Raw genomic sequence first — 20,223 nt, 5'->3', positions numbered from 1 at the left:
ATCCATTTTTCCTTTCTGCTTTTTTCTGGATACTTGCAAAGAGCGAGAATCATCCATGCCGTGCGCGAGGATTTTCAATGCCAGGTTTGCCCATTTATACAAAGATTGATGAACAAGGATAATGATGAAGCGCTTCCCATCGACAGTGATCCGGCTCTTGTTGAGTTCTTTTGTCTTTGTCATGGGGCGAGCGGTGGCGCTGCCCTTCATGGCCCTGTATCTGTCAGACAGTCTGGGGCTGGATCAGCAGGCCGTAGGCTGGATAATGGGCGGCAGCATTTTCTTTTCCACGCTGTTTGGTCTGTATGCGGGCTATCTGACAGATCGTCTCGACAAGCGCCGTCTGATGATGTTTGCCTGCATCGCCGTGGCCCTGTGTTCGCTGCTGGTGACGGTATCGGCCTTTGCGCTGGCGGCCTTGCTGGCACTAGCCTGTATTGAATCGGCGCTGACCTTGCGCAGTATCGCGCTGAAGGCCATGCTGGCAGATTTGCTGCCGCCAGACCAAAGGCCACGTGCGTTTTCCATGAACTACATGCTGATCAACATGGCGTTTGCCATTGGTCCGGTATGGGGCGCCTGGCTGTTTGCGTATCAGGTGGCTGCACCCTTGATGATATCTGCCATATTTTCATTGATGGCTTCGCAAATAGTGGGGTATCAGGCCAGAGACAACATCACCCAACCACCCGCTACGGTACCGGCAGTTGCCGATACCGGGCTGAAGCCCGGCTTTGGCAGTACCCTGACCAGCCTGAAGAGTGACAGACGTCTGATTTTCTTCACACTGGGCAGTGTCCTGACATCGTTTGTGTTTGGTCGTTTTGTATCCGGCTACCTGTCGCAATACCTGATACTGAGCAGGGGTACGCAAGCCACAGCAAAACTGATTCCTTACATCCTGATCACCAATGCGGTCACTGTCGTGGCCTTGCAATATCCGGTTGGTAAACTCATGCAGCAAAAATACCTGTTTCGCTGGGTGACGCTGGGGGTTTCGCTGTATGCGCTGGGTTTGCTGGGCTTTATGCAGGCCGACAGTGTTATATCCTGGGTGATGGCGACGCTGGCTTTCACTTTGGGTGAAGTGATCGTGATTCCCTGCGAATACCTGTTTATCGACATGATCGCACCCGCCGACAAGCGTGGCAGTTATTATGGAGCGCAAAGCCTGGCGACTTTTGGGGCAGCTTTCAGCCCGGTGGTGTGCGGTTTCTTGCTGGCGCATTTCCGGAGTGCTGTCATGTTCTGGACCCTGATTGCGGCTGCCCTGATGGGTGTCGTGCTGTATTACGCCGGCACCCGTGCCAGGGCATCCTTGCCCGTGGTCGCTGCCGGGCCTGCTCAAGCCGCTGAGAAAGAAACGCGCTGTGTGTCATGCTTGAAGGCCGCATCAAGTATGATGGCATCCAACCGTATCAGGAAGTTGTTCCCCTTTTCCTGAGTTCCGGCATTTGACCAGGTCAACACGCCCTAGCTGAATGGGTGTTGCTCATACAATGCCTTGCACCTTGCCTTCGCTACAGGAATACACCCTGTGGAAAATGCTGACTGTGCCAGTCATGGCCTTTCTACTATTGTTTTCATATTTTCTTGACAGGCTCGTATTTGCGGCCTAAAGTGATATCACTTTGATTTCAAAGTGCCATCTATCAGGAGAAAGTATGAGTACTACCTCAGTGTCTGCGAGTGATAAAAAATTAATACAAGAGCGCTCCCGCCCATCGCTAGACGGTTATTTCATGATTATTGTTGGCCTGCTTCTTGTGGCAGGCGGTGCCTATAGTTTTATCGGTCTGGTTGGTGTGGGTGGCGACCCCAGTGTGCCGGGGGTATTGCTGCGTCTGGCTGTCGTCGTGGTAGGTATTTTCATCTTGACTGGCTTGTATATGCTGCAACCGAATGAAGCGGCTTTACTGTCGCTGTTTGGTCAGTACAAAGGGACAGACCGCAGCGAAGGCCTGCGCTGGGTGAATCCTTTTTATTCCAAGCGCAAGCTGAGCCTGCGCGCCCGCACCTTGAACACTGCGCCTTTAAAGGTGAATGACAAACGCGGCAACCCCGTCGAAATTGGCGCGGCCATCATCTGGCGCGTGCAGGATACGGCGCTGGCAATTTACAATGTCGATGATTTTGAACGCTTCGTCAACATACAGGCAGAAGCTGCAATACGTCATCTGGCAACGCAGTATGCCTATGACGATGGTGAAGATCTTGCCGAAGGCGAAACGACCCTGCGGGCAGGCATGGATGTGGTTGCCGGTGCCATGCGTGACGAATTGCACAAACGCTTTACCGCTGCCGGTATCGATGTTGAAGATGCCAAGCTGACCCATCTGGCCTATGCCGCAGAAATTGCCCAGGTGATGTTGCGCCGTCAGCAGGCAGAAGCCATCATCAGCGCCCGCAAAAAAATTGTGCATGGCGCAGTCAGTATGGTGGAAGCTGCATTGCAGGGTCTGTCAGAGCGCAAGATATGTGAACTCGATGATGAAAGAAAAGCGGCCATGGTCAGCAATTTGCTGGTGGTGCTGTGTTCCGACAAGGAGACCCAGCCTGTCATCAATACCGGCACCTTGTACAACTAAAAGTTAATGGACCAAGCATATGCAACACCCTATTTATGTGGAAAGACAGTTATTCAAGTTTTTATGGATATTCATGCCTTTGATGGGCCTGGTTAACATGTGGATGCATATGCACGCAGATGGTTCACGTCCTGTATGGGCACCATTCATCGTGCTGCTGGTTAATCTGCTGGTGTTACTGATATTGGGTAGCCTGACTATACGGGTAGATGCCACTCATCTGTCCTGGCGGTTTGGCTGGCTGGGCTGGCCAGTGTGGAAAGTCGCACTGGCTGACATCCAGGCGGCAGGGCCTACCAATACCAGCTTTCTGGATGGCTGGGGCATACGCAGAACCAGGCAGGGCATGCTGTATAACGCACATGGCAAGCAAGCGATACGTTTGATCATGCGTAATGGCAAGACCATACTCCTCGGTACGCAAGACCCGCAACGTCTGCTCAGTTACCTGACCCCACGTCTGAACGGTAGATAATGGCCAGCCCCGGGAAAAAATCCTTCCCCCTGCGTATCGATCCCGTGTTGTGGAACGAGATCGAACGTATGGCGGCCCAGGAACTGCGCAGCGCCAATGCGCAGGTTGAATATCTGCTACGGCAAGCCCTGCAACAGCGTGGCAGGCATATTCCTGTGCCGGGCAAGGCTGAAATGGAGGGTGGTACTGGTGGTGCTGGCGGTACTGGTGGCACTGGTGGTACTACGAAGGCAGATAACGAAGGGCCGTAGAGTGCTTGCCAGGCTCTTCGGCAGCCTGGCCCAAAGAGGGGTAAACTCTGGCTGATTCTATGAACTATCTCGCCCACATCTTCCTGGCACAACAAAGCGACCAAGCCATGCTTGGTGCCTTGCTGGGGGATTTCGTCAAAGCCAGCGACACCGCGCGTTATGCGCTGCCTATACAGACAGATATTATCCTGCACCGCAAGATAGACAGCTATACCGACAGTCACCCGCTGGTGCTGGATGCCAGGCGGCTGTTTCAGCCACAGCACCGGCGTTATGCCGGTATCTTGCTGGATGTGTTTTATGACCACGTACTGAGCCAGCACTGGTCGCGCTATTCTGACGCGCCCATGCAAGATTTGATCGCACGTTTTTACACTGCCTTGCAGGCGCATGAAAGCATTTTGCCTGACAGGCTGCAACGCGCATTGCCGTACATGGTCAGCCAGGACTGGCTGGGTTCTTACCAGAACTTTGCCGGTGTCGATATTGCCTTGCGCCGGGTGTCGCAAAGGCTGTCAAGGAATGGACATCTCTTGCGTGAAGGTATCGCCGATCTGGAAACCCATCATGCCGCCTTGTCGGCAGGCTTCCTGGAATTCTTCCCCGAATTGATTGCCTATGTGGCAGAGCAACGGCAGAACGGTGCTCTGGTTTTGCCATCACCTGTCGTGATGTAGAAATTAAAAATTCAGCGGTATGACCTGGCTCATGTCGGGCTTGTCCACGAATGCTGCAAAGTCATCGCGTATGCGGCTGCTTTCTGAAATAGCGAGTTTCCAGTTCAGTATGCGGAAATCGTGGTCAGTGCCATAGTAAAAAAAGTCTTTGCGGTCTGGCAGTTTGCTACGTGACAGGGTTCTCAAAAAAGCCGGCGACGGTGCGATCATCAGCACATTGTCCAGCCATTCGCGGTTTCTGCCCAGACCGGCGCGGCGCCACGGCAGGGGTTTGTCTAGCCAGCCGGGTACGATATGGTCAGTGAAATGTGGATACAGCACCAGGCCACCATCCTTGTCACCGGCCACGCGTGAATACGGTAGCGCCAGGTGGTAATCGATAATGCCGCCATCCCAGTAGCTACCAGTCGGTGCGTGCGGTATATCTGCCACCGGCTCCATGATCAGTGGCAGCGTGCCAGAGGCCAGCAGGGCCGGGGCCAGATTGTCTTCTGTCAGTTGGCAGAAATGTGTATCAAAACTGTCAAAGCGCGCCTTCAGCCAGAACAGCGGGTCGCGCACGTCGCCCACGACCACCCTGTCCATATGCCTGGCAAGACGCGAGCGTGACGCCAGATTGGCAAAGCTGGCCGCCACAAAACCTGCCTTGGCCTTGTGCTGGGATTTGGGCGCATTCAGCAAACCGCGCCCACGTCCGGCCAGCAAATGCAGCCTGTGCAGTGGTTGATGCACGATATCTGATTCATGGCCTCCGATGAAGGCATGCAGTAGTTGCTGTATTTCGCGTGTGACGTATTGGGCCGTCGGTTTTTCCGGATAGCGCTGTTCACAATACAGATCCCCCAGACGTGCAAATGCCGCCACCGGGTCAGCCTGACTGGCCGCTGCCATGCGCCATGCACCGATGGATGCACCAATCAACGTGCGTTCACGCGGGGCGGTCGGCAACCATTCACCAAAAATCCATTGATCCAGCGCTTGCAGTATCAGCCCCTTGGGGCCACCTGCCGCAGCGGGAATGATGGCCACATCCTGCGCCCGCAAGCCATGCTGACGCAGATGGTCAAAGGCTTTGCGACCGGCATGAATTTGGATTGCCGATTTCATTTGGTGGTGTGTAGTTGCATCATCGCTTCCGGGAACTTTCCTTCAACCAGCATGGGTAATACATCCAGACTTTTTGCTATCGCTTCATCGATCAGGCTTTGCTCTTCCTTGCGTGGGCGGTGCAAGACAAAGTCAGCCACACCCTGTTGCAGGTTCAGGCTGCGCGGATGGCCTATGCCTATACGCAAGCGCCAATAATCCTGGGTGCCCAGTGCAGCGGTAATATCCTTGAGACCATTGTGCCCGCCGGATGAGCCACCCTGTTTGAGTTTGGCCACACCAGGCAGCATATCCAGTTCATCATGCACCACCAGCACCTGGTCAGGCGTGATCTTGTAAAAGCGGCAGATGGCACCTACTGACTGACCAGAACGGTTCATGAAGGTTTGTGGTTCCAGCAACCAGACCTCGTGACCGGCGATACGGGTCTTGCCAACCAGGGCATTAAAATTCTTGTCCCTTTGCAGGCTGACCGGCAACTGGTCGACCAGCCAAAAGCCCGCATTGTGGCGGGTTTGTTCATATTCGGGGCCGGGGTTTCCCAGGCCAACTATCAGACGTATGCTCATAGGTTGCGGCAGATTCTTAATTATGTTTTGCTACGGCGTGCCGCGACGGATTAAATTTAGAACTCATTTCATGAATAGGGATGAGTGCGAGCAAGGCGATTCGGGATGCAGTGCAAGGCGTCAAGGGTGACACTTGCAGCTAAGGCTGGTGCCTTAGCAAGCGGCGCAACGTAGCAATGCGCCCGAATCGCCAGCTCCCGAAGGGTTTGCCTCATAACGCGTGCTGGACTGCGTTGGATTCGTTATCAATAGCACCGCTATTGACTGCCTCGTCCGCCTTGTCAACCCACGTTATGAGGCAAACGCATCTCATCCCTATTCATGAAATGAGTTCTATTATAACCAAGCGCTGTGGCGCACCTGTAAATATGGCCATGAGGCCGCACTTATCAAGCGACCACAGCCATTAAAAAGCCGTATTTCCCGCAAAGGAAATACGGCTTTTTACCCACAAAGGGAAAACGATTATTTTGATTTTTTCAACAATGGCAGCAGATATTTCCCAGTGACGCTATCTGGATTGGCTGCCACTTCTTCCGGCGTGCCGGTAGCAATGATCTTCCCGCCGCCAGCGCCACCTTCCGGTCCCAGATCAATCAGCCAATCCGCTGTTTTGATCACATCCAGATTATGTTCAATGATGACCAGTGTATTGCCCTGATCACGCAGCTTGTGTATTACCTTCAGCAGCAGCGCAATGTCGTGGAAATGCAGGCCCGTGGTTGGTTCATCCAGAATGTACAGAGTGCGGCCAGTGTCACGCTTTGACAGTTCCAGCGACAGCTTGACGCGCTGCGCTTCACCACCCGACAGTGTGGTAGCACTTTGCCCCAGGCGTATATAACCCAGACCCACATCCAGCAGGGTTTGCAATTTGCGTGCGATGATGGGAACCACCTTGAAGAATTCAAATGCATCTTCCACCGTCATGCCCAGCACTTCATTGATGTTCTTGCCCTTGTAATGCACTTCCAGGGTTTCGCGGTTATAGCGTTTGCCGTGGCAGACATCGCAGGGTACATACACGTCAGGCAAAAAGTGCATCTCGACCTTGATGACGCCATCGCCCTGGCAGGCTTCGCAACGGCCACCCTTGACATTGAATGAGAAACGGCCAGCACTGTAGCCGCGTTCCTTTGCTGTCGGCACGGTGGCAAACAGGTCGCGTATCGGTGTGAACAAACCGGTATAGGTCGCCGGGTTGGAACGTGGCGTGCGACCAATAGGTGCCTGATCGACAGAAATAACTTTATCAAAATGTTCCAGACCGCTGACATGGTCAAACACGGCTGGTTCGGTTTGTGAACCATACAAGTGACGTGCAGCGACGTGGTACAGCGTGTCATTCACCAGCGTTGATTTGCCAGAGCCGGATACACCGGTGACGCAAGTCAGCAAGCCCACCGGCAATTTCATCGAGACTTTTTTCAGATTATTGCCACGTGCACCGGCAATCAGCAATTGCTTGGCCGGGTCCGCTTTTGTACGCTTTTTAGGGACAGCAATTTCCAGCGCGCCGCTCAGGTATTGTGCTGTCAGCGAACGCTTGTTGCTCATGATGTCTTCCAGCGTACCCTGGGCGATAATTTCGCCGCCATGTACACCCGCACCAATGCCCATGTCGACCACAAAGTCGGCGCAGCGTATGGCGTCTTCATCATGTTCTACCACCAGCACGCTGTTGCCGATATCGCGCAAATGCTTGAGTGTGTCGATCAGCCTGTCATTGTCGCGCTGATGCAGACCAATCGAGGGTTCATCCAGCACATACATGACGCCAGTCAGACCAGAGCCGATCTGTGATGCCAGGCGTATGCGCTGGGCTTCGCCGCCAGACAGGGTATCGGCACTGCGTTCCAGTGACAGGTAATCCAGACCGACATTATTGAGGAAGGTCAGGCGGGCCGTGATTTCCTTGATGATGCGGTCGGCGATGTCGCGCTTGGCACCGGTCAGTTTCAGGTGTTCAAAGAAATGCAGGGTTTCACGCAGCGGCATGGCGCTGATGTCGTAAATGGCTTTCTCTTGCTTGCCGGTACCGACCTTGACGAAACGTGCTTCGATGCGCAGGCGTGCGCCATTACAGGACGGACATTGTTTTTCATTGATGAACTTGGCCAGCTCTTCCTTGACGGCCATCGAATCGGTTTCGCGATAACGGCGTTGCAGGTTGGTGACCACGCCTTCAAAGCTATGCTCCTTGATGACGGTGCGGCCTTTTTCATTGATATAGGTAAACGGTATTTGTTGCTTGCCCGAGCCATACAAAATGATTTGTTGCGCTGATTCCGGCAATTGCTCGAAAGGCGTGTCGATATCAAATTCATAGTAGGCGGCCAGATTCGACAGCATCTGGAAATAGAACTGATTACGCCTGTCCCAACCCTTGACGGCACCACTGGCCAGCGACAGATTAGGGAAGGCGACAATCCGTTTTGGATCAAAAAATTCTATATGCCCCAGGCCATCACATTCCGGGCAGGCACCCATGGGGTTATTGAAAGAGAACAGGCGTGGTTCCAGTTCTTGCAATGAATAGCCGCAGATAGGACAGGCAAATTTGTTCGAGAATAATTGCTCATGATTGCTGTCCATATCCACAATCAGGGCGCGACCATTTGCCAGTCGCAAGCAGGTCTCGAAAGATTCTGCCAGACGCTGCTTGATGTCTGCCTTGACCTTGACGCGGTCTACCACGACGTCAATGGTGTGCTTCTCGGTCTTCTTCAGCTTGGGCAGGTTATCGACTTCATAGATTTTGGCGTCATGCGTGCCGCTCTGCACACGAAAGCGCACAAAACCCTGGGCCTGCATCTGCTCAAACAAATCCATGTGCTCGCCCTTGCGGTTGGCAACCACCGGGGCCAGTATCATCAGCTTGGTATCTTCCGGCATGGCCAGCACGGCATCCACCATTTGCGATACTGATTGTGCCGCTAGTGGGTTCTCTGGATGGTCAGGGCAATATGGCGTGCCTACACGTGCATACAGCAGACGCAGGTAATCATGGATCTCGGTGACGGTACCGACTGTCGAACGCGGATTATGCGAGGTGGCTTTTTGTTCGATGGAAATGGCTGGTGACAGACCTTCAATCAAGTCCACATCCGGTTTTTCCATCAACTGCAAAAACTGACGCGCATAGGCCGACAGCGATTCCACATAACGGCGCTGGCCTTCTGCATACAGCGTATCAAACGCCAGTGAAGACTTGCCCGAACCCGACAGACCGGTGATGACCACCAGCTTGTTGCGCGGCAGGTCAAGGCTGATGTTTTTCAGATTGTGCGTGCGGGCGCCGCGTACGCGTATCAAGTCCCGCTTTTGTGCCAACTGGATGTCGTTGGCATCAAAATCGATTTCTGCGGGTTTAGCCGCTTTTGCTGCTTTTGTACGTGTGGTCATGGTATTGGAGCTGAATTTGGGCCGAATTGGGGGAAGTAGGCGTGCAACCTGATACTATAACGGGTTTTGAAAATTACCGTGGGCTCGTCTTTGCTTTATGTAAGTTAAATTGATCAGGCGGGTTTTGAATATGACTATTGCAACACCTTCAGATGCTTCTACGCTGAATGAAATGGAACCTGCCGGCATGAGCCGGCAAGAGATCAGCGCCAGTACCTCGCTGGCATCCATCTTTGCCCTGCGTATGCTGGGCCTGTTCCTGATCCTGCCGGTTTTTGCCATCCACGCCAAAACCTTGCCGGATGGCGATAACGCCAGCCTGATCGGCCTGGCCATGGGTATCTATGGACTGAGCCAGGCATTCGGGCAGATACCGTTTGGCATCGCCTCAGACAAGTTCGGACGCAAGCGCATTATCGTGATTGGCTTGCTGTTGTTTGCCATTGGTGCTTTTGTTGCCGCATCGGCAAGCACCGTGGTTGGCGTCATCATCGGGCGGGCCATCCAGGGTGCGGGGGCGATTTCTGCCGCCATCACCGCCCTGATCGCCGACTCTACCCGTGAAGAACACCGTACCAAGGCCATGGCCATGGTCGGCGGCTCTATCGGTCTGACGTTTGCGTTTTCGCTGGTGGCTGCACCACTGTTGTATCAAAGCATAGGCATGGGTGGCATTTTTGCCATGACCGGCGTGCTGGCCCTGGTCGGCATTGCCGTCGTGGTCTTTGTGACACCAGATGCCCCTGCCGTCCACCATGCGCCGGTACCGTTTTCCGTTATTCTTAAAAACCGTGAGCTGATGCGCCTGAATTACGGTGTGTTTGCCCTGCATATGACACAGATGGCCATGTTTGTCGTCGTGCCATCTGCCCTGGTGCAATATGCCGACTTGCCGGTGGCAGCACACTGGAAAGTGTATTTGCCCGTCATGTTTGCTTCATTTATTGCCATGTTGCCAGCAATCTTCATCGGTGAAAAATTTGGCAAAATGAAACAGGTATTTGTGGTTGCAATTGCTTTATTATTATTAGTTGAACTGGGTTTGTGGCAATACCTGCAGTCCCCGCTCATGCTGGTGATTTTGTTGTTTGTTTTTTTCATTGCATTCAATATTCTGGAGGCATGTCAGCCTTCGCTGGTATCACGCATTGCCCCGCCTGCAGCCAAAGGGGCTGCTCTCGGTGTGTACAACACCTTGCAGGCCATAGGCCTGTTCTGTGGTGGTGCGCTGGGAGGCTGGATAAAGCAGCATATGGCAGCTTCATCCGTTTTTGTTGTAAGCGCAGTCCTGACAGCGATATGGCTGCTTATCGCTGTCAATATGCCGAATATACCCAAACGCAGCAAAGCTGCCGTTGGGGCAGAGGCTTAAATTAATTTGTATCAGGAAACTTCAGGAGAAACATATGGCATCAGTGAACAAGGTCATTATCGTCGGCAACCTTGGGAGAGACCCGGAAACCCGTTATATGCCATCAGGCGATGCAATGACCAGCATCACCGTGGCAACCACCGATAGCTGGAAAGACAAATCCAGCGGTGAAAAGAAAGAACAGACCGAATGGCACCGCATCACCTTCTTCGGCAAGCTGGCAGAAATCGCTGGCCAGTACCTGAAAAAAGGCTCACAAGTGTACGTAGAAGGCAGCCTGCGCACCCGTAAATACACCGACAAAGACGGCGTAGAAAAATACGCAACCGACATCAAAGCCGACAGCATGCAAATGCTGGGTAGCCGCCAGGGCATGGGCGGCGGCGCACCGATGGATGACAGCGGCTACGGCGGTGGCGGCGGAGCACCAGCTCCACGCCCACAGGCAGCACCACAACAACGCCAGGCACCAGCATCCCGCCCGGCACCGAATTTCTCGGATATGGATGATGATATTCCGTTTTAATTCGAGTAAATTGTATTGATATCGATTCAAGCCCGTTCTTCGAGAGAGGAGTGGGTTTTTTTATAAGCACATTTTTGTGGTTCATTTGCTATACGACTGAAAAGGAAGAATATGCTATCGAGCCAAGAGCTTTGTATCGAAGTTGCACAACTTACTACCCGCGTAACTTTGCAGAAAACCGAAGATAATGAGTTGCTTACTACCGAAATTTTTGGTGTGGGATTATTGCGCTATCCATATGTACAAGTACTTCATGAAGGTTACCCTGACAAGACTGCCAAGCTGACTCAATGCGAAGTAAGAATTCAAGTTGTGGCCGACAGAGAGGAAGACCACGTTGAATGTTTCATGTTTAATTACCTTGAGAGTTACGGCCAGTTTCCCAAAGATGTTCGGATGACCGTGTCGGTCCTAGTTTCCAAGTCACTATTTGAAGCTCTTAGGGCAAGCCTCATAATTTCTCATAGCAGGTGCAATCTCTATTTAGAACTTTCTGACTGGGTAAATAAATTTACTGTTGAGCGGGACTTTGCAAATGTAAGGGCTAAAGCTGCCACCCTACATTTGGAAAGTTCCCAGCATTTTGTCAAAGTTGTCCCGCAGAACTATGAAGACAGTAGCTACTATCAGGCTGTCGCCGAGAAAGTTCTATCGAAGCGTTGGGCGCTGAGGTATCGTATTGGCGTTGAGTTGTCGTCTGGACTGGCGCTACAAGACTTGAGTGCAACCAGATGGAATGTGATTGAAACTTTGGATGAAATTATGAGTTATCTTGTAAGTTCATTTCATTCCATGGAGGAAAACACAGTAGAGAGAATTCCTCAAAATTTGTTTCGTTTATCCCCTACTGAATTTTTGGAGCAGGTTTCTGATTTGCCGAAATCATTGTCAGATAAGCTCATCTCATCATATGACCGCGTCTGGATACACGTACCTATTATGCAGGTGTTACGAACAGGCGAAGCCGCATCAGAATTGAATGCCCAGCGATTGTCACCGAACGTTGAGGAAATAGAAGAATTAGCTCGTCTTTATTACGAGCACAAGCAATTGTGTTCACCATTACTCGAATGGGCGATTATCAATGCGCTCATCTATTCAGAAACTATTAATTTTGCCAGAACTATACTGGCAAAAAATCATTTGTTAGGTTTCCCAATCGCTGAATCAATAGAGCCTGTTGGTTATTGGAAGCAGTTGCGTCTATCGCTCACCGAAGGTCTGGGGTCTATATTCTGTGAAGCATATTCATTGGGACTTACGGCCATTGCTGCTAGCGTCGCAAATTTTATAAGCGAAAGTGGTTTCTGGTTGTTGTTTTGGGGGATCACTGCAATACGTTGGATTCGTAAAAGGGATGATCCCAAGTTAGAAGTGCATAAAAAAAATTATGCACTACTTTCCGATATGATCAGCGCACATCAATGCCTCAAAACCTATGATTTTAATGCTGATCTGCTCAAGGCAAGGTTGCATGCACTTGAAATTCGCGGTGCAGTTTTCAGCGTGACCGTTTATAACCTTTTGGAGAAGCGCCTTTATCGAGATTAGTTAGATCTTAAGGATTACTCAAGAGTCAAAGGTTAGGCGACCGCCTTTAATGCTAAAGTCTCTTCCTATCTAATGGAGACAACGCCAATCCACAATGCCCTGCGCTTCTGCCAAAATCTTGTTTAAATGCTTTTCAACCTTGAAACTCTCGGCATAGATATGATAGATTTCCTCAGTGCCTGATGGAGGGCGGCGAACCAGTCTTTGTTTGTAATGACTTTCACGCCGCCATGGTGGTCATGTTGCCGGATGCGGTGGTGAGAATGTCTGTGATGCTGTTGTTCGCCAGCAATGTGCTAGTGATCTATTGCGTAGGACAGATTGGACAAGTTTTTTTCTGTGTTCGGTGGCAGCAGCTTCTACTCTTATGCTGGTCTGGACGTACCCCTAATTCAACCCCGGCAACAATCTCCGCCCCCAACTGCTCCAATCACTACCGGTGACTGGATCATTGTCGTTGCGCGGATGCTATGTCACTAACAAGTCGAACTGTCTTGCTATCAGCGGCAGGTCGAAGCTGTCTAGGTGGTCGGCGTTGGCGGACAGGAAATCTTCTGACGTGGAATAGATGAATTTGGTGGCGGTAACGGTGATTGATAGCAGGATGTAATTAGATACCGAGACTGCCACATCCTTATTCGTCTCACTACCACCTTCAAGGCAATTCCGTGACAAATACATTGACGCATGCAAGACCAATTACCTGGTTATGTTGCCTGATGAGCTCTTTGCTGCTTAGTGTCTTCAACACCTTGATGTGGCGCTGGACTGGAATCAATCTTTTTTCTTTCTCTTACCTGGTCGTTCTGCCGATAGGTGCCATTGTCATGGGTTTTATCGCCATGAGTGGTTTTTACTTCGCGGCGAACATCTTCAAGTTCCAGGCAAAGCGAATCGATTTTGCCTTTTTGCTGGTGGTCGCAGTCGCTTTTGCTGTGCAAATTTTTCTGGGTATCTACGTGTGTTTCTATTTGATGGGCAGTGTGGCACACTTTTCACCTGCTTCATTTATGGAGTTCATCTCGCTTTACGTGACCAAAGTCAAACACACCATGCACCTGGACAACCATACCAGTGATTCCGTGGCTGCGGGTGGGGCTGGATGGTATCTGTTGATGGTGCAGGTGATGGGCCTGTGCGCCGTTGCCCGTACTATTTACGGTGCGACCGATAAAAGCGGCAATGCGCAATGGGAATCGACGTTTTAAGCGGCACTTCGCCAGCAGATTTCATTCATGCTGGAAAATGCGGGGTGTCCCAATCTGCATCCCTAGTCTTATCGGAAGTAAAGCCGCGCATTTTCTTCTGCTCCTGATGGCAGCAGGGGCGGCCTCTTATTGCGACAGAACCACAATTCGCTGGTGAAAATTTCTAGAGGGATCTGTTATCCCAATATGCCGAATATGCTGCCAATTGCGGCTGTTGCGCCCATCGCAAGTACATTTCAGAATGTCATACGAACAATGCCTTTTATGACGTTAGCACCGCCGACCCTCGCGGCTAGACCGCCAGGGGTAGCAAGAAAGAGTAGTGAGCCGATTCCTACAAATAAAATCAGTTGATCAACCGGCGCAAATACCACGATCAGCAATGGGAGCAAACAACCCAAGGCAAAGCTGATTGCCGACGCGAATTCTGCCTGCAATAGTTTGGCGCTTAACATGTCGGTAATACCTGACTCATCTCTGGCATGCACTCCCAACGCATCGTGTGCCATCAATTGGGTTGCCACCTGTTGTGCCAGTGCTGCATCAGGGCCGCGATCGACATAGATGTTCGCCAATTCCCTGTATTCGTCTTTGACGATGAGGGCGCAGGTTCTTGAACAAAAGCCTGCGCCCTGCCTTGGTGCTGCCTGCGCTACTTCTCTCTATTTCACTTCTTTCTGTTTCACGTCTCCCTATTCATGATCGACATTGCGCAGGCTGCGGCTTAGCTCGGAAAAATTGGGCTTGCCGGTTGGCTGTTGCTGGGGCGCGATGCTGTCGCTGACTGGCGTTGCTGCCGGTGTTGGAGCTGCTGCGGCCAAAGTGTGGGGGGCGATTTTTTCTGCCAGTTCGACTGGGTGGGGCAGGGCTTGTTTGAGGAAGTTGTTGAGCAGGCTGCGCTGGCCGACTGTCATGTCGCGGGTGACGGGCATGAAGAGGTAGCTTTCAAAGGCTTTGGGGTCGGTCAGACGGTGCAGGATGCTGGCGTAGTTGTGGACTTGCACGGGGTTGGCCAGGTCTAGCCAGTTGTCCATGCAGGGGGCCATGGCGTTCCAGTTGATGAGGACGTTTTTATACACATTGTCCCAGGTTGGGGGCAGGGCGGCGGTGGCACTGTCGGCGGGCAGTACGCGCACATAGGCATAGGTGTAGGTCTGGGTGTCGATGCCGTTGCTCAGATCGGGCGGAGGCAAGTTTTTGCCAATCAGGGGCAGGTAGGCATACACCTGACCAGCGCTGGCGTCGGCGCTGATGACGAGCTGGCCCTGGGCATTGGTTTTGAGCTCTTGCGTGCCGGTGATGGTTTGGCCAGCGGCATCGGTTTTATAGACGGTGATGTCGCTGATTTTGTGCAGGGGTTTGCCATGCAGGTAGACTTGCATTTTGGTGTTGCCAGCCGGGCCCTGGTCGAGATAGAGGTTGGGGCTTTGCGGGATGATGCGTGTTGCCGATTCACTCAGCAGCAAACCTTCTTTGCTGCTGCGTAATTGCCAGTCAGCCAATTCGGCATGGGCCAGGTCGGCGGCGCTTAAGGCTGGATTGAGAGGCACGCTGACGATGCCGGCGCTGGCTTCATAGGCGTGGCGGTCATATTGTGGGTAGTTGAAGCTGGCCAGCTGGTATTCTTTTTTGCTGGCGGCATCGACGGCCACCACTTGCAGGGTGCCAAGGTCTTGTTTGATGAGGGCAGCGCCGGTTTCGCTGATGCTGTTGGAGAGGTCAAGGTTGACATGGCCACGATCTATGCGGGCGTGGGCGGTGGCGACAAAGGCTTTGGCATTGGCATCGGGCAGCAGGGCGCGGTCACTTGGTTCGTGCGCGGCTTCGCCTTTGCGCCAGACGCCGATGGTGCCGACGATGAGGCTGCGGGCGGGATTGGGCTGGAAGCCACCAGCCAGCAATTTTTTGTAGAGCAGGTCGCGTTGTTTTTGTACCGGTATGGGGACGCCATTTTGCAGCGTGGGATCATCAAAATAGATGGTGCGGTAGGCATTGAAGCTGACCACCAGGCCGAGTGCATCGGGTTCATACAGGGCTTGCTGCAGGGCGTGCAGGGCATCGCTGCCGTGGCTGTTGATGGTGAGGCCAGCGGTGGCGAAGGTAGTTTGCCAGTTGACGGAGGCGCCGCCAGCAGTAAAGCCGAATGAGTTGCGGCCAAAGTTGATGTAGCGCGCGGTGAAGCGTTCATTGCGCGGGGCAACAATGCGGCAGCCGCCGTCTATGCCAAAGCGCAGCGTGTCAAAGAACAATTGTGAGGTGCAGGCGCCATACGGTTCCAGGTCAACCAGCATGGCGTTGAGGAGAGCCGGTGCGCCGCATAGTTTGTCGGTAGTGACCGCGCCATGGCCGAGGTCAACGGCGGTGACGCTGGTCTCAAAGAAGGCGGCGCGGTGGGTGCCGTCCGGGTTCCAGTTGCCACCCTTGGCCGCTTCGATGGCGGCCTGGCGGAACTGCTTCATGCTTTCGGTTGGTGTCAAGACGGTTTGGGCATTGTCTTCATCATAGAACTTGGGGTAGTTGTTGGTGACGATGGGGTCCCAGGACATTTGTCCCTTGAAGTGGATGCGTGGTAATTGCAGAATGCTCATGCTGTTTCTCCCGTGATCGTTGCAGTGTGCCGTGTTCAGGCAGCGTGGTAGATGAAGGCCGGGCCGGCCACTTTGCTCTTGTCGGCCAGCGGTGTCTGCAGGACGTGAATGGCGGCCATGCGCAGGTCAAACATGCGACGCACGGCAATGCCGAGTTGGGCGGCATCGCCGTTCAAAGCCAGGTTCAGGCTGTCGACCATGGCGGTGTAGGCGACCGTGCAGGCTTGCTGGGCGGCGCGGGCGGCTTCTGGCTGCTTGCTGTAGTCGAGCAATTGTGGGTCGGCAACGGCGGGATAGGATTTGGCAAAGTCAACGCCTAGCGGCTCGCCCCAGGCAAAGCCGGGTTTGCCTGGGATGCTGGTGAGCACCTGGTTGCGGTAGATTTCTTCAAAGCGGTAGAAGTGCGCGAGTTCGTTGCTGAAATCGAGCGGGCTGGTGCTGGTGGCTTCGCCTTCGGAGACGATAACCTGGATAGCGCGGTGGGCATCGGCATAGTTGTTGACGGCAAAGATCTGACCAGGGAAGAACTGGGCGTCGCTGATCTGGTTGCGGTTGATCTGCCAGGCGGTGGCGGGCAGGGATTTCAGGTAGGCATCGAGGGCTTCATAGAACTGGCCTATGGTGACAGCCTTGGTGGCAACCAAGGTGGTCATTTTGAGTTGTGGGAAGTCGATCGGATCGACCGGCATTTCTATGTCCATGCCTTGTTTCATGGCGTACTTGCCAAAAGGCAGCAGGTGCAGGGTTAGCACTTTGCCGTCAAAGCCGATGTCGCCAGGCAAGGGGCCAGGATAAACCGGTGCCACCAGCTTGGGACTGCCGCCAAGGGCATTGAGAATGTTTGCACTCAGGCAGAGGTGGATCATTTCCTGATGGGTAATGGTTTGCAGGCGCGCCATGGCCGGGGCATTGCTGCCGGGCAGTATGCTGAGCTGAGCATACAGGTAGGGCGGCAGGGTGCCAAATTCAACATTGATGGCGGTTTGCAACATGGCCTGGGCATCGGCAACACTGGCAATGGGATTGAGTTGCAGGCGTATCATGCTTGCCCCCTGCTGGGGTGTGGCTGCTGGCGGCTGGCAAGAATCAATGAGGTGTTCATGGCGCTTCTCCTATAGCTGGCAAGTTGGTGTCGCGGGTGAAAAGGGTGGAGTAAAAAGCAGGCTGACCATAAGGCCAGTTTTTTGCCTGCCTGCTAGCCGTCTGCCACCTCTTATAACGGCGGTAGACAAGCGGCAGACAGGCAGTATAAATTAATATAATGACTTTACTATATGATAATAGAAATTCCAGCATTATTTTGCTGAATTTATATTAATGATGCATTAAGCAACATTTGAGGCGAAGCAGGCTGGAGGGGGATTGCAATCGACTTAAAATAACAAGGGGGTCAACATGCCTCTGGAACGTTGTGTCTGGGGCGAGCGGAGTAAGTGCATGCTGATCGTGCCAATGACGGCGCAGGTGATGAGCCCGTGCGCCGCTGCCCGTACTATTTACGGTGCTGTCGACAAAATCGGCAATGCGTAATTCATGCCGACAAATACTGCGTATCTCAATCGGTACAATACTTTTATCGGCAAAAAATCACACACCCCTGAATAGCAGTAACCCAGGTGTACCGCGCACGAATTGTCTTCAACATTTCCTGCTTTGATGCGGCAAGTGGCTATATGCCTCAGGGGCGCGACCATGCTTATCATATGCCATGCAAGGTGAGCCAGTTTACTGCGAGACTGGTTCCGACAAACTCTCCAGCACCATGGCAATACGCTCCGCCAAAGGCAAGAGGCCAGGGTCATAGTTGGACAGCACAACGATCGTATAAGCCTTGTCCAGATACATATCCAGCTTGCTATAAACGCCTGGCATTTGTCCGCTGTGGCCTGCGACTTTGCCCAGTGTGCCGGTACCCAATTCAAAACCGTACCCATAGCTACCCTTGTCTGCGCGGCCAGCGGTGTGGTCTTGCCAAAACAGCTTACGCGTTGCTGGTTTTAGCAGCTTGTCCATTTGCAGTGCCTGCGCAAAGCGCAACAGGTCATGCACGGTTGAATAGCCGGCACCGTAAGGGGCACCGCGCAATAGCATCAGGTAGGTATTCTCTTTTTTGCCTGCTGTTCTCTCTTTTTTGTCCATATAGCCGGTAGCAAGGTTTTCTGTCCCCTCGTCTCTGACATAGTTATCGGTGCTGTTCATACCTGCAGGTAAAAAAACATGCTGGCGCACATAGTCATAGTAACTTTGCCCGGATACCTTTTCTATGATTGCTCCCAGTAAAAGCATGCCTATGTTGCTGTAAAAATAATTGCTGCCTGGTTCAAAAACGGGAGTGGCATCATGTGTAAATGTCTTGTAGCCATCCAGGTCTTTGAGTGTCGCCAATTGCATGTAAGGGCCATTAAGAAATTGGGGATTAAAAATATCCCCCAGACCCGATGTGTGGGACAGTAACTGGCCTACCGTAATTTTCTTGGCCACGGCTGGTGCCAGCCAGCTTGCATCCAGGTATTTGCTCACTGGGTCGCGATACGACAAACGCCCGGCTTCTGCGAGCTGGCCTATGCCAACGGCGGTAAACATTTTGCCGACCGAGGCAACGTTGAATCGTGTATCGATAGTATTGGCGACGTGATAGCGCTTGCTGGCTTCACCGCATGCTGCCTCGCTGATGATCTGATTGCCTTTGGCGACAAGGTAGGCACCAGAAAATTCATCCTTGCTACAGGCTGTGTTGAACATGGCTTGTAGCTTGTCCTTCAGCGAACTCGCACTGTTAACAGTAGTAGCAGTAGTAACAGTGTTGACCGGAACATTTTTTTCCACGGCTATTTCAGGTGTGGCGGGTACGCTGGTTTGAGCAATTACCTGAGATGACAGCAACAAACTCAGTGTCGCAGAAATTACATGGATAGTAGGCATTCGTTCCCTTTTTTATAGCCGTCCGGCTGATGTCATCGCAGATTTTATCTGAGTATGATGTTGAAACAAGTAGATACATTACTATTTTTAATCGGTCATTTACGGGTAATACAAAACAGCGCTATTTCACTCTGCCCGGGAGATGGCATGATTTTCAATAGTGTGACAAAGAGCTGGTTCGCTCCATGTTTCAGCAAGAGGCAGGCTCTCTCATCAATGACGATGCGAGCGGCACTACAGATGCCGGGATCGCTTGCCCAGATCATGGAAGCAAGCGGTGATCATTTTCTTGACCGCTTTGTCAGATCTTGCTTGATCGATAGTGGATAGCAGGTGTCCGAATTTATCCTGAGGGCAAAGTTTGCGGAATTTTATGCAGGTAATATATAATAAGAATCATTATCATTTGCATTAACGACTGCTCCTACTCCGGTATTTTGTCGTTAAGCACGGGAGGATATTGTGGCGGCTGTCGAACTCGCACTGCATCAGCAAGTTAGCATTTTGTATACTGACCATCATGGTTGGTTGCAGGGGTGGCTGCGCCGCAAGCTGGGAGATTCCTTCGTGGCTGCTGACCTTGCACATGACACATTCATGCGGGTGCTTACCAAGGATGTGCCGCTGACCATCGAAGAGCCGCGTGCGTTGCTGACAACGGTTGCCCGTGGCCTGATGCTGAATATGCGCCGTCATCAGCGCATTGAACAAGCTTATCTTGAGGCGCTTGCTCAGCAGCCAGAGTCGCATGCCCCGTCACCGGAAGCGCAGGCCATCATGATTGAAGCACTCATGGAAATTGATCGCCTGCTTGATGGTCTGCCTTTGAAGGTAAGACAGGCTTTCCTGTTGTCGCAACTTGACGGCCTGCGCCAAAGCGAGATCGCCACGCGCTTGGGCTTGTCTGTCCCCACGGTCAAGCGTTATATCGCCAAAGCGCTGGAGCAGTGCTGCTTCGCCTGACACCGCTGAACAAATACGCCG

17 protein-coding genes are annotated in these 20,223 nt (G+C 52.6%); 10 read left to right on the top strand and 7 right to left on the bottom strand.

The features are described 5' to 3' along the window. Window positions 1-124 precede the first annotated feature (124 nt). From H8L32_RS13460 to H8L32_RS13440, 5 genes are all read left to right on the top strand, one after another. On the top strand, window positions 125-1,444 hold the full coding sequence (locus H8L32_RS13460) for an MFS transporter (RefSeq protein WP_186947750.1): 1,320 nt from the start codon (window positions 125-127) through the stop codon (window positions 1,442-1,444). A gap of 220 nt (window positions 1,445-1,664) precedes the next feature. After that, the gene (locus H8L32_RS13455; protein ID WP_230412198.1) at window positions 1,665-2,588 is read left to right on the top strand and encodes an SPFH domain-containing protein; all 924 of its coding nucleotides are present in this window, start codon (window positions 1,665-1,667) and stop codon (window positions 2,586-2,588) included. A gap of 19 nt (window positions 2,589-2,607) precedes the next feature. Continuing rightward, window positions 2,608-3,063 carry a hypothetical protein gene (locus tag H8L32_RS13450; protein WP_186947749.1) on the top strand — a complete coding sequence of 152 codons (456 nt, stop codon included), beginning with the start codon at window positions 2,608-2,610 and terminating at the stop codon, window positions 3,061-3,063. Beyond that, window positions 3,063-3,314 (top strand): hypothetical protein, encoded by a 252-nt coding sequence (locus tag H8L32_RS13445; protein WP_186947960.1) that lies wholly within the window; start codon window positions 3,063-3,065, stop codon window positions 3,312-3,314. Before H8L32_RS13450 ends, H8L32_RS13445 begins: the two co-directional genes overlap by 1 nt. A gap of 59 nt (window positions 3,315-3,373) precedes the next feature. After that, complete coding sequence (locus H8L32_RS13440) at window positions 3,374-3,991, top strand: acyl carrier protein phosphodiesterase (protein ID WP_186947748.1); 618 nt, start codon at window positions 3,374-3,376, stop codon at window positions 3,989-3,991. Between the two features lie 3 nt (window positions 3,992-3,994). On the opposite strand, the gene H8L32_RS13435 is transcribed toward H8L32_RS13440, so the two are convergent. The 3 genes from H8L32_RS13435 to uvrA form a co-directional block, all read right to left on the bottom strand. Next, window positions 3,995-5,098, bottom strand: coding sequence for a patatin-like phospholipase family protein (locus H8L32_RS13435; RefSeq protein WP_186947747.1), 1,104 nt, complete (start codon window positions 5,096-5,098; stop codon window positions 3,995-3,997). Continuing rightward, window positions 5,095-5,667, bottom strand: coding sequence for an aminoacyl-tRNA hydrolase (gene pth, locus H8L32_RS13430; protein ID WP_186947746.1), 573 nt, complete (start codon window positions 5,665-5,667; stop codon window positions 5,095-5,097). Before pth ends, H8L32_RS13435 begins: the two co-directional genes overlap by 4 nt. 465 nt (window positions 5,668-6,132) lie before the next feature. Further along, window positions 6,133-9,072 carry an excinuclease ABC subunit UvrA gene (gene uvrA / locus H8L32_RS13425; RefSeq protein WP_186947745.1) on the bottom strand — a complete coding sequence of 980 codons (2,940 nt, stop codon included), beginning with the start codon at window positions 9,070-9,072 and terminating at the stop codon, window positions 6,133-6,135. 187 nt (window positions 9,073-9,259) lie between these two features. Here uvrA and H8L32_RS13420 point away from each other — a divergent pair, with 187 nt between their 5' ends. The 4 genes from H8L32_RS13420 to H8L32_RS13405 all read left to right on the top strand — a co-directional run bounded on the left by H8L32_RS13420 (window position 9,260) and on the right by H8L32_RS13405 (window position 13,729). Continuing rightward, window positions 9,260-10,444 (top strand): MFS transporter, encoded by a 1,185-nt coding sequence (locus tag H8L32_RS13420; protein ID WP_186947940.1) that lies wholly within the window; start codon window positions 9,260-9,262, stop codon window positions 10,442-10,444. 34 nt (window positions 10,445-10,478) lie between these two features. Continuing rightward, window positions 10,479-10,970, top strand: a complete 492-nt coding sequence (gene ssb / locus H8L32_RS13415; protein WP_186947744.1) for a single-stranded DNA-binding protein — start codon at window positions 10,479-10,481, stop codon at window positions 10,968-10,970. 111 nt (window positions 10,971-11,081) lie between these two features. Then, the gene (locus H8L32_RS13410; RefSeq protein ID WP_186947743.1) at window positions 11,082-12,521 is read left to right on the top strand and encodes a hypothetical protein; all 1,440 of its coding nucleotides are present in this window, start codon (window positions 11,082-11,084) and stop codon (window positions 12,519-12,521) included. A gap of 719 nt (window positions 12,522-13,240) precedes the next feature. Next, a complete protein-coding gene (locus tag H8L32_RS13405; protein WP_222619349.1) occupies window positions 13,241-13,729 on the top strand; it encodes a hypothetical protein in 489 nt (162 codons plus the stop codon). A gap of 236 nt (window positions 13,730-13,965) precedes the next feature. Here H8L32_RS13405 and H8L32_RS13400 read toward each other — a convergent pair whose 3' ends face one another. From H8L32_RS13400 to H8L32_RS13385, 4 genes are all read right to left on the bottom strand, one after another. Continuing rightward, window positions 13,966-14,328, bottom strand: a complete 363-nt coding sequence (locus H8L32_RS13400) for a VIT1/CCC1 transporter family protein (RefSeq protein WP_186947939.1) — start codon at window positions 14,326-14,328, stop codon at window positions 13,966-13,968. Between the two features lie 93 nt (window positions 14,329-14,421). Then, window positions 14,422-16,317 carry a hypothetical protein gene (locus tag H8L32_RS13395; RefSeq protein WP_186947741.1) on the bottom strand — a complete coding sequence of 632 codons (1,896 nt, stop codon included), beginning with the start codon at window positions 16,315-16,317 and terminating at the stop codon, window positions 14,422-14,424. A 35-nt stretch (window positions 16,318-16,352) separates the two neighbouring features. Further along, window positions 16,353-17,360, bottom strand: coding sequence for a ferritin-like domain-containing protein (locus tag H8L32_RS13390; RefSeq protein WP_186947740.1), 1,008 nt, complete (start codon window positions 17,358-17,360; stop codon window positions 16,353-16,355). Between the two features lie 682 nt (window positions 17,361-18,042). Then, the gene (locus H8L32_RS13385) at window positions 18,043-19,239 is read right to left on the bottom strand and encodes a serine hydrolase domain-containing protein (protein WP_186947739.1); all 1,197 of its coding nucleotides are present in this window, start codon (window positions 19,237-19,239) and stop codon (window positions 18,043-18,045) included. Between the two features lie 462 nt (window positions 19,240-19,701). Here H8L32_RS13385 and H8L32_RS13380 point away from each other — a divergent pair, with 462 nt between their 5' ends. Further along, entirely contained in the window at window positions 19,702-20,202 is a 501-nt protein-coding gene (locus tag H8L32_RS13380) for a sigma-70 family RNA polymerase sigma factor (RefSeq protein ID WP_186947738.1), read from the top strand. The last annotated feature ends 21 nt before the right edge of the window (window positions 20,203-20,223 follow it).

Source organism: Undibacterium hunanense (genome assembly GCF_014284335.1).
Lineage (GTDB): Bacteria > Pseudomonadota > Gammaproteobacteria > Burkholderiales > Burkholderiaceae_D > Undibacterium > Undibacterium hunanense.
The sequence above is the reverse complement of the archived record's forward strand: the minus strand, read 5'-3'. Positions and strand labels throughout refer to the sequence as shown.

Bases quoted from the DNA above. Each gene is read 5' to 3' on its own strand.
- H8L32_RS13390 (WP_186947740.1), bottom strand. From the start codon at position 17,360: ATGATACGCCTGCAACTCAATCCCATTGCCAGTGTTGCCGATGCCCAG.
- H8L32_RS13440 (WP_186947748.1), top strand. From the start codon at position 3,374: ATGAACTATCTCGCCCACATCTTCCTGGCACAACAAAGCGACCAAGCC.
- H8L32_RS13385 (WP_186947739.1), bottom strand. From the start codon at position 19,239: ATGCCTACTATCCATGTAATTTCTGCGACACTGAGTTTGTTGCTGTCA.
- ssb (WP_186947744.1), top strand. From the start codon at position 10,479: ATGGCATCAGTGAACAAGGTCATTATCGTCGGCAACCTTGGGAGAGAC.
- H8L32_RS13410 (WP_186947743.1), top strand. From the start codon at position 11,082: ATGCTATCGAGCCAAGAGCTTTGTATCGAAGTTGCACAACTTACTACC.
- H8L32_RS13405 (WP_222619349.1), top strand. From the start codon at position 13,241: ATGAGCTCTTTGCTGCTTAGTGTCTTCAACACCTTGATGTGGCGCTGG.
- H8L32_RS13450 (WP_186947749.1), top strand. From the start codon at position 2,608: ATGCAACACCCTATTTATGTGGAAAGACAGTTATTCAAGTTTTTATGG.
- H8L32_RS13435 (WP_186947747.1), bottom strand. From the start codon at position 5,098: ATGAAATCGGCAATCCAAATTCATGCCGGTCGCAAAGCCTTTGACCAT.
- H8L32_RS13445 (WP_186947960.1), top strand. From the start codon at position 3,063: ATGGCCAGCCCCGGGAAAAAATCCTTCCCCCTGCGTATCGATCCCGTG.
- H8L32_RS13395 (WP_186947741.1), bottom strand. From the start codon at position 16,317: ATGAGCATTCTGCAATTACCACGCATCCACTTCAAGGGACAAATGTCC.
- uvrA (WP_186947745.1), bottom strand. From the start codon at position 9,072: ATGACCACACGTACAAAAGCAGCAAAAGCGGCTAAACCCGCAGAAATC.
- pth (WP_186947746.1), bottom strand. From the start codon at position 5,667: ATGAGCATACGTCTGATAGTTGGCCTGGGAAACCCCGGCCCCGAATAT.
- H8L32_RS13460 (WP_186947750.1), top strand. From the start codon at position 125: ATGAAGCGCTTCCCATCGACAGTGATCCGGCTCTTGTTGAGTTCTTTT.
- H8L32_RS13420 (WP_186947940.1), top strand. From the start codon at position 9,260: ATGAGCCGGCAAGAGATCAGCGCCAGTACCTCGCTGGCATCCATCTTT.
- H8L32_RS13455 (WP_230412198.1), top strand. From the start codon at position 1,665: ATGAGTACTACCTCAGTGTCTGCGAGTGATAAAAAATTAATACAAGAG.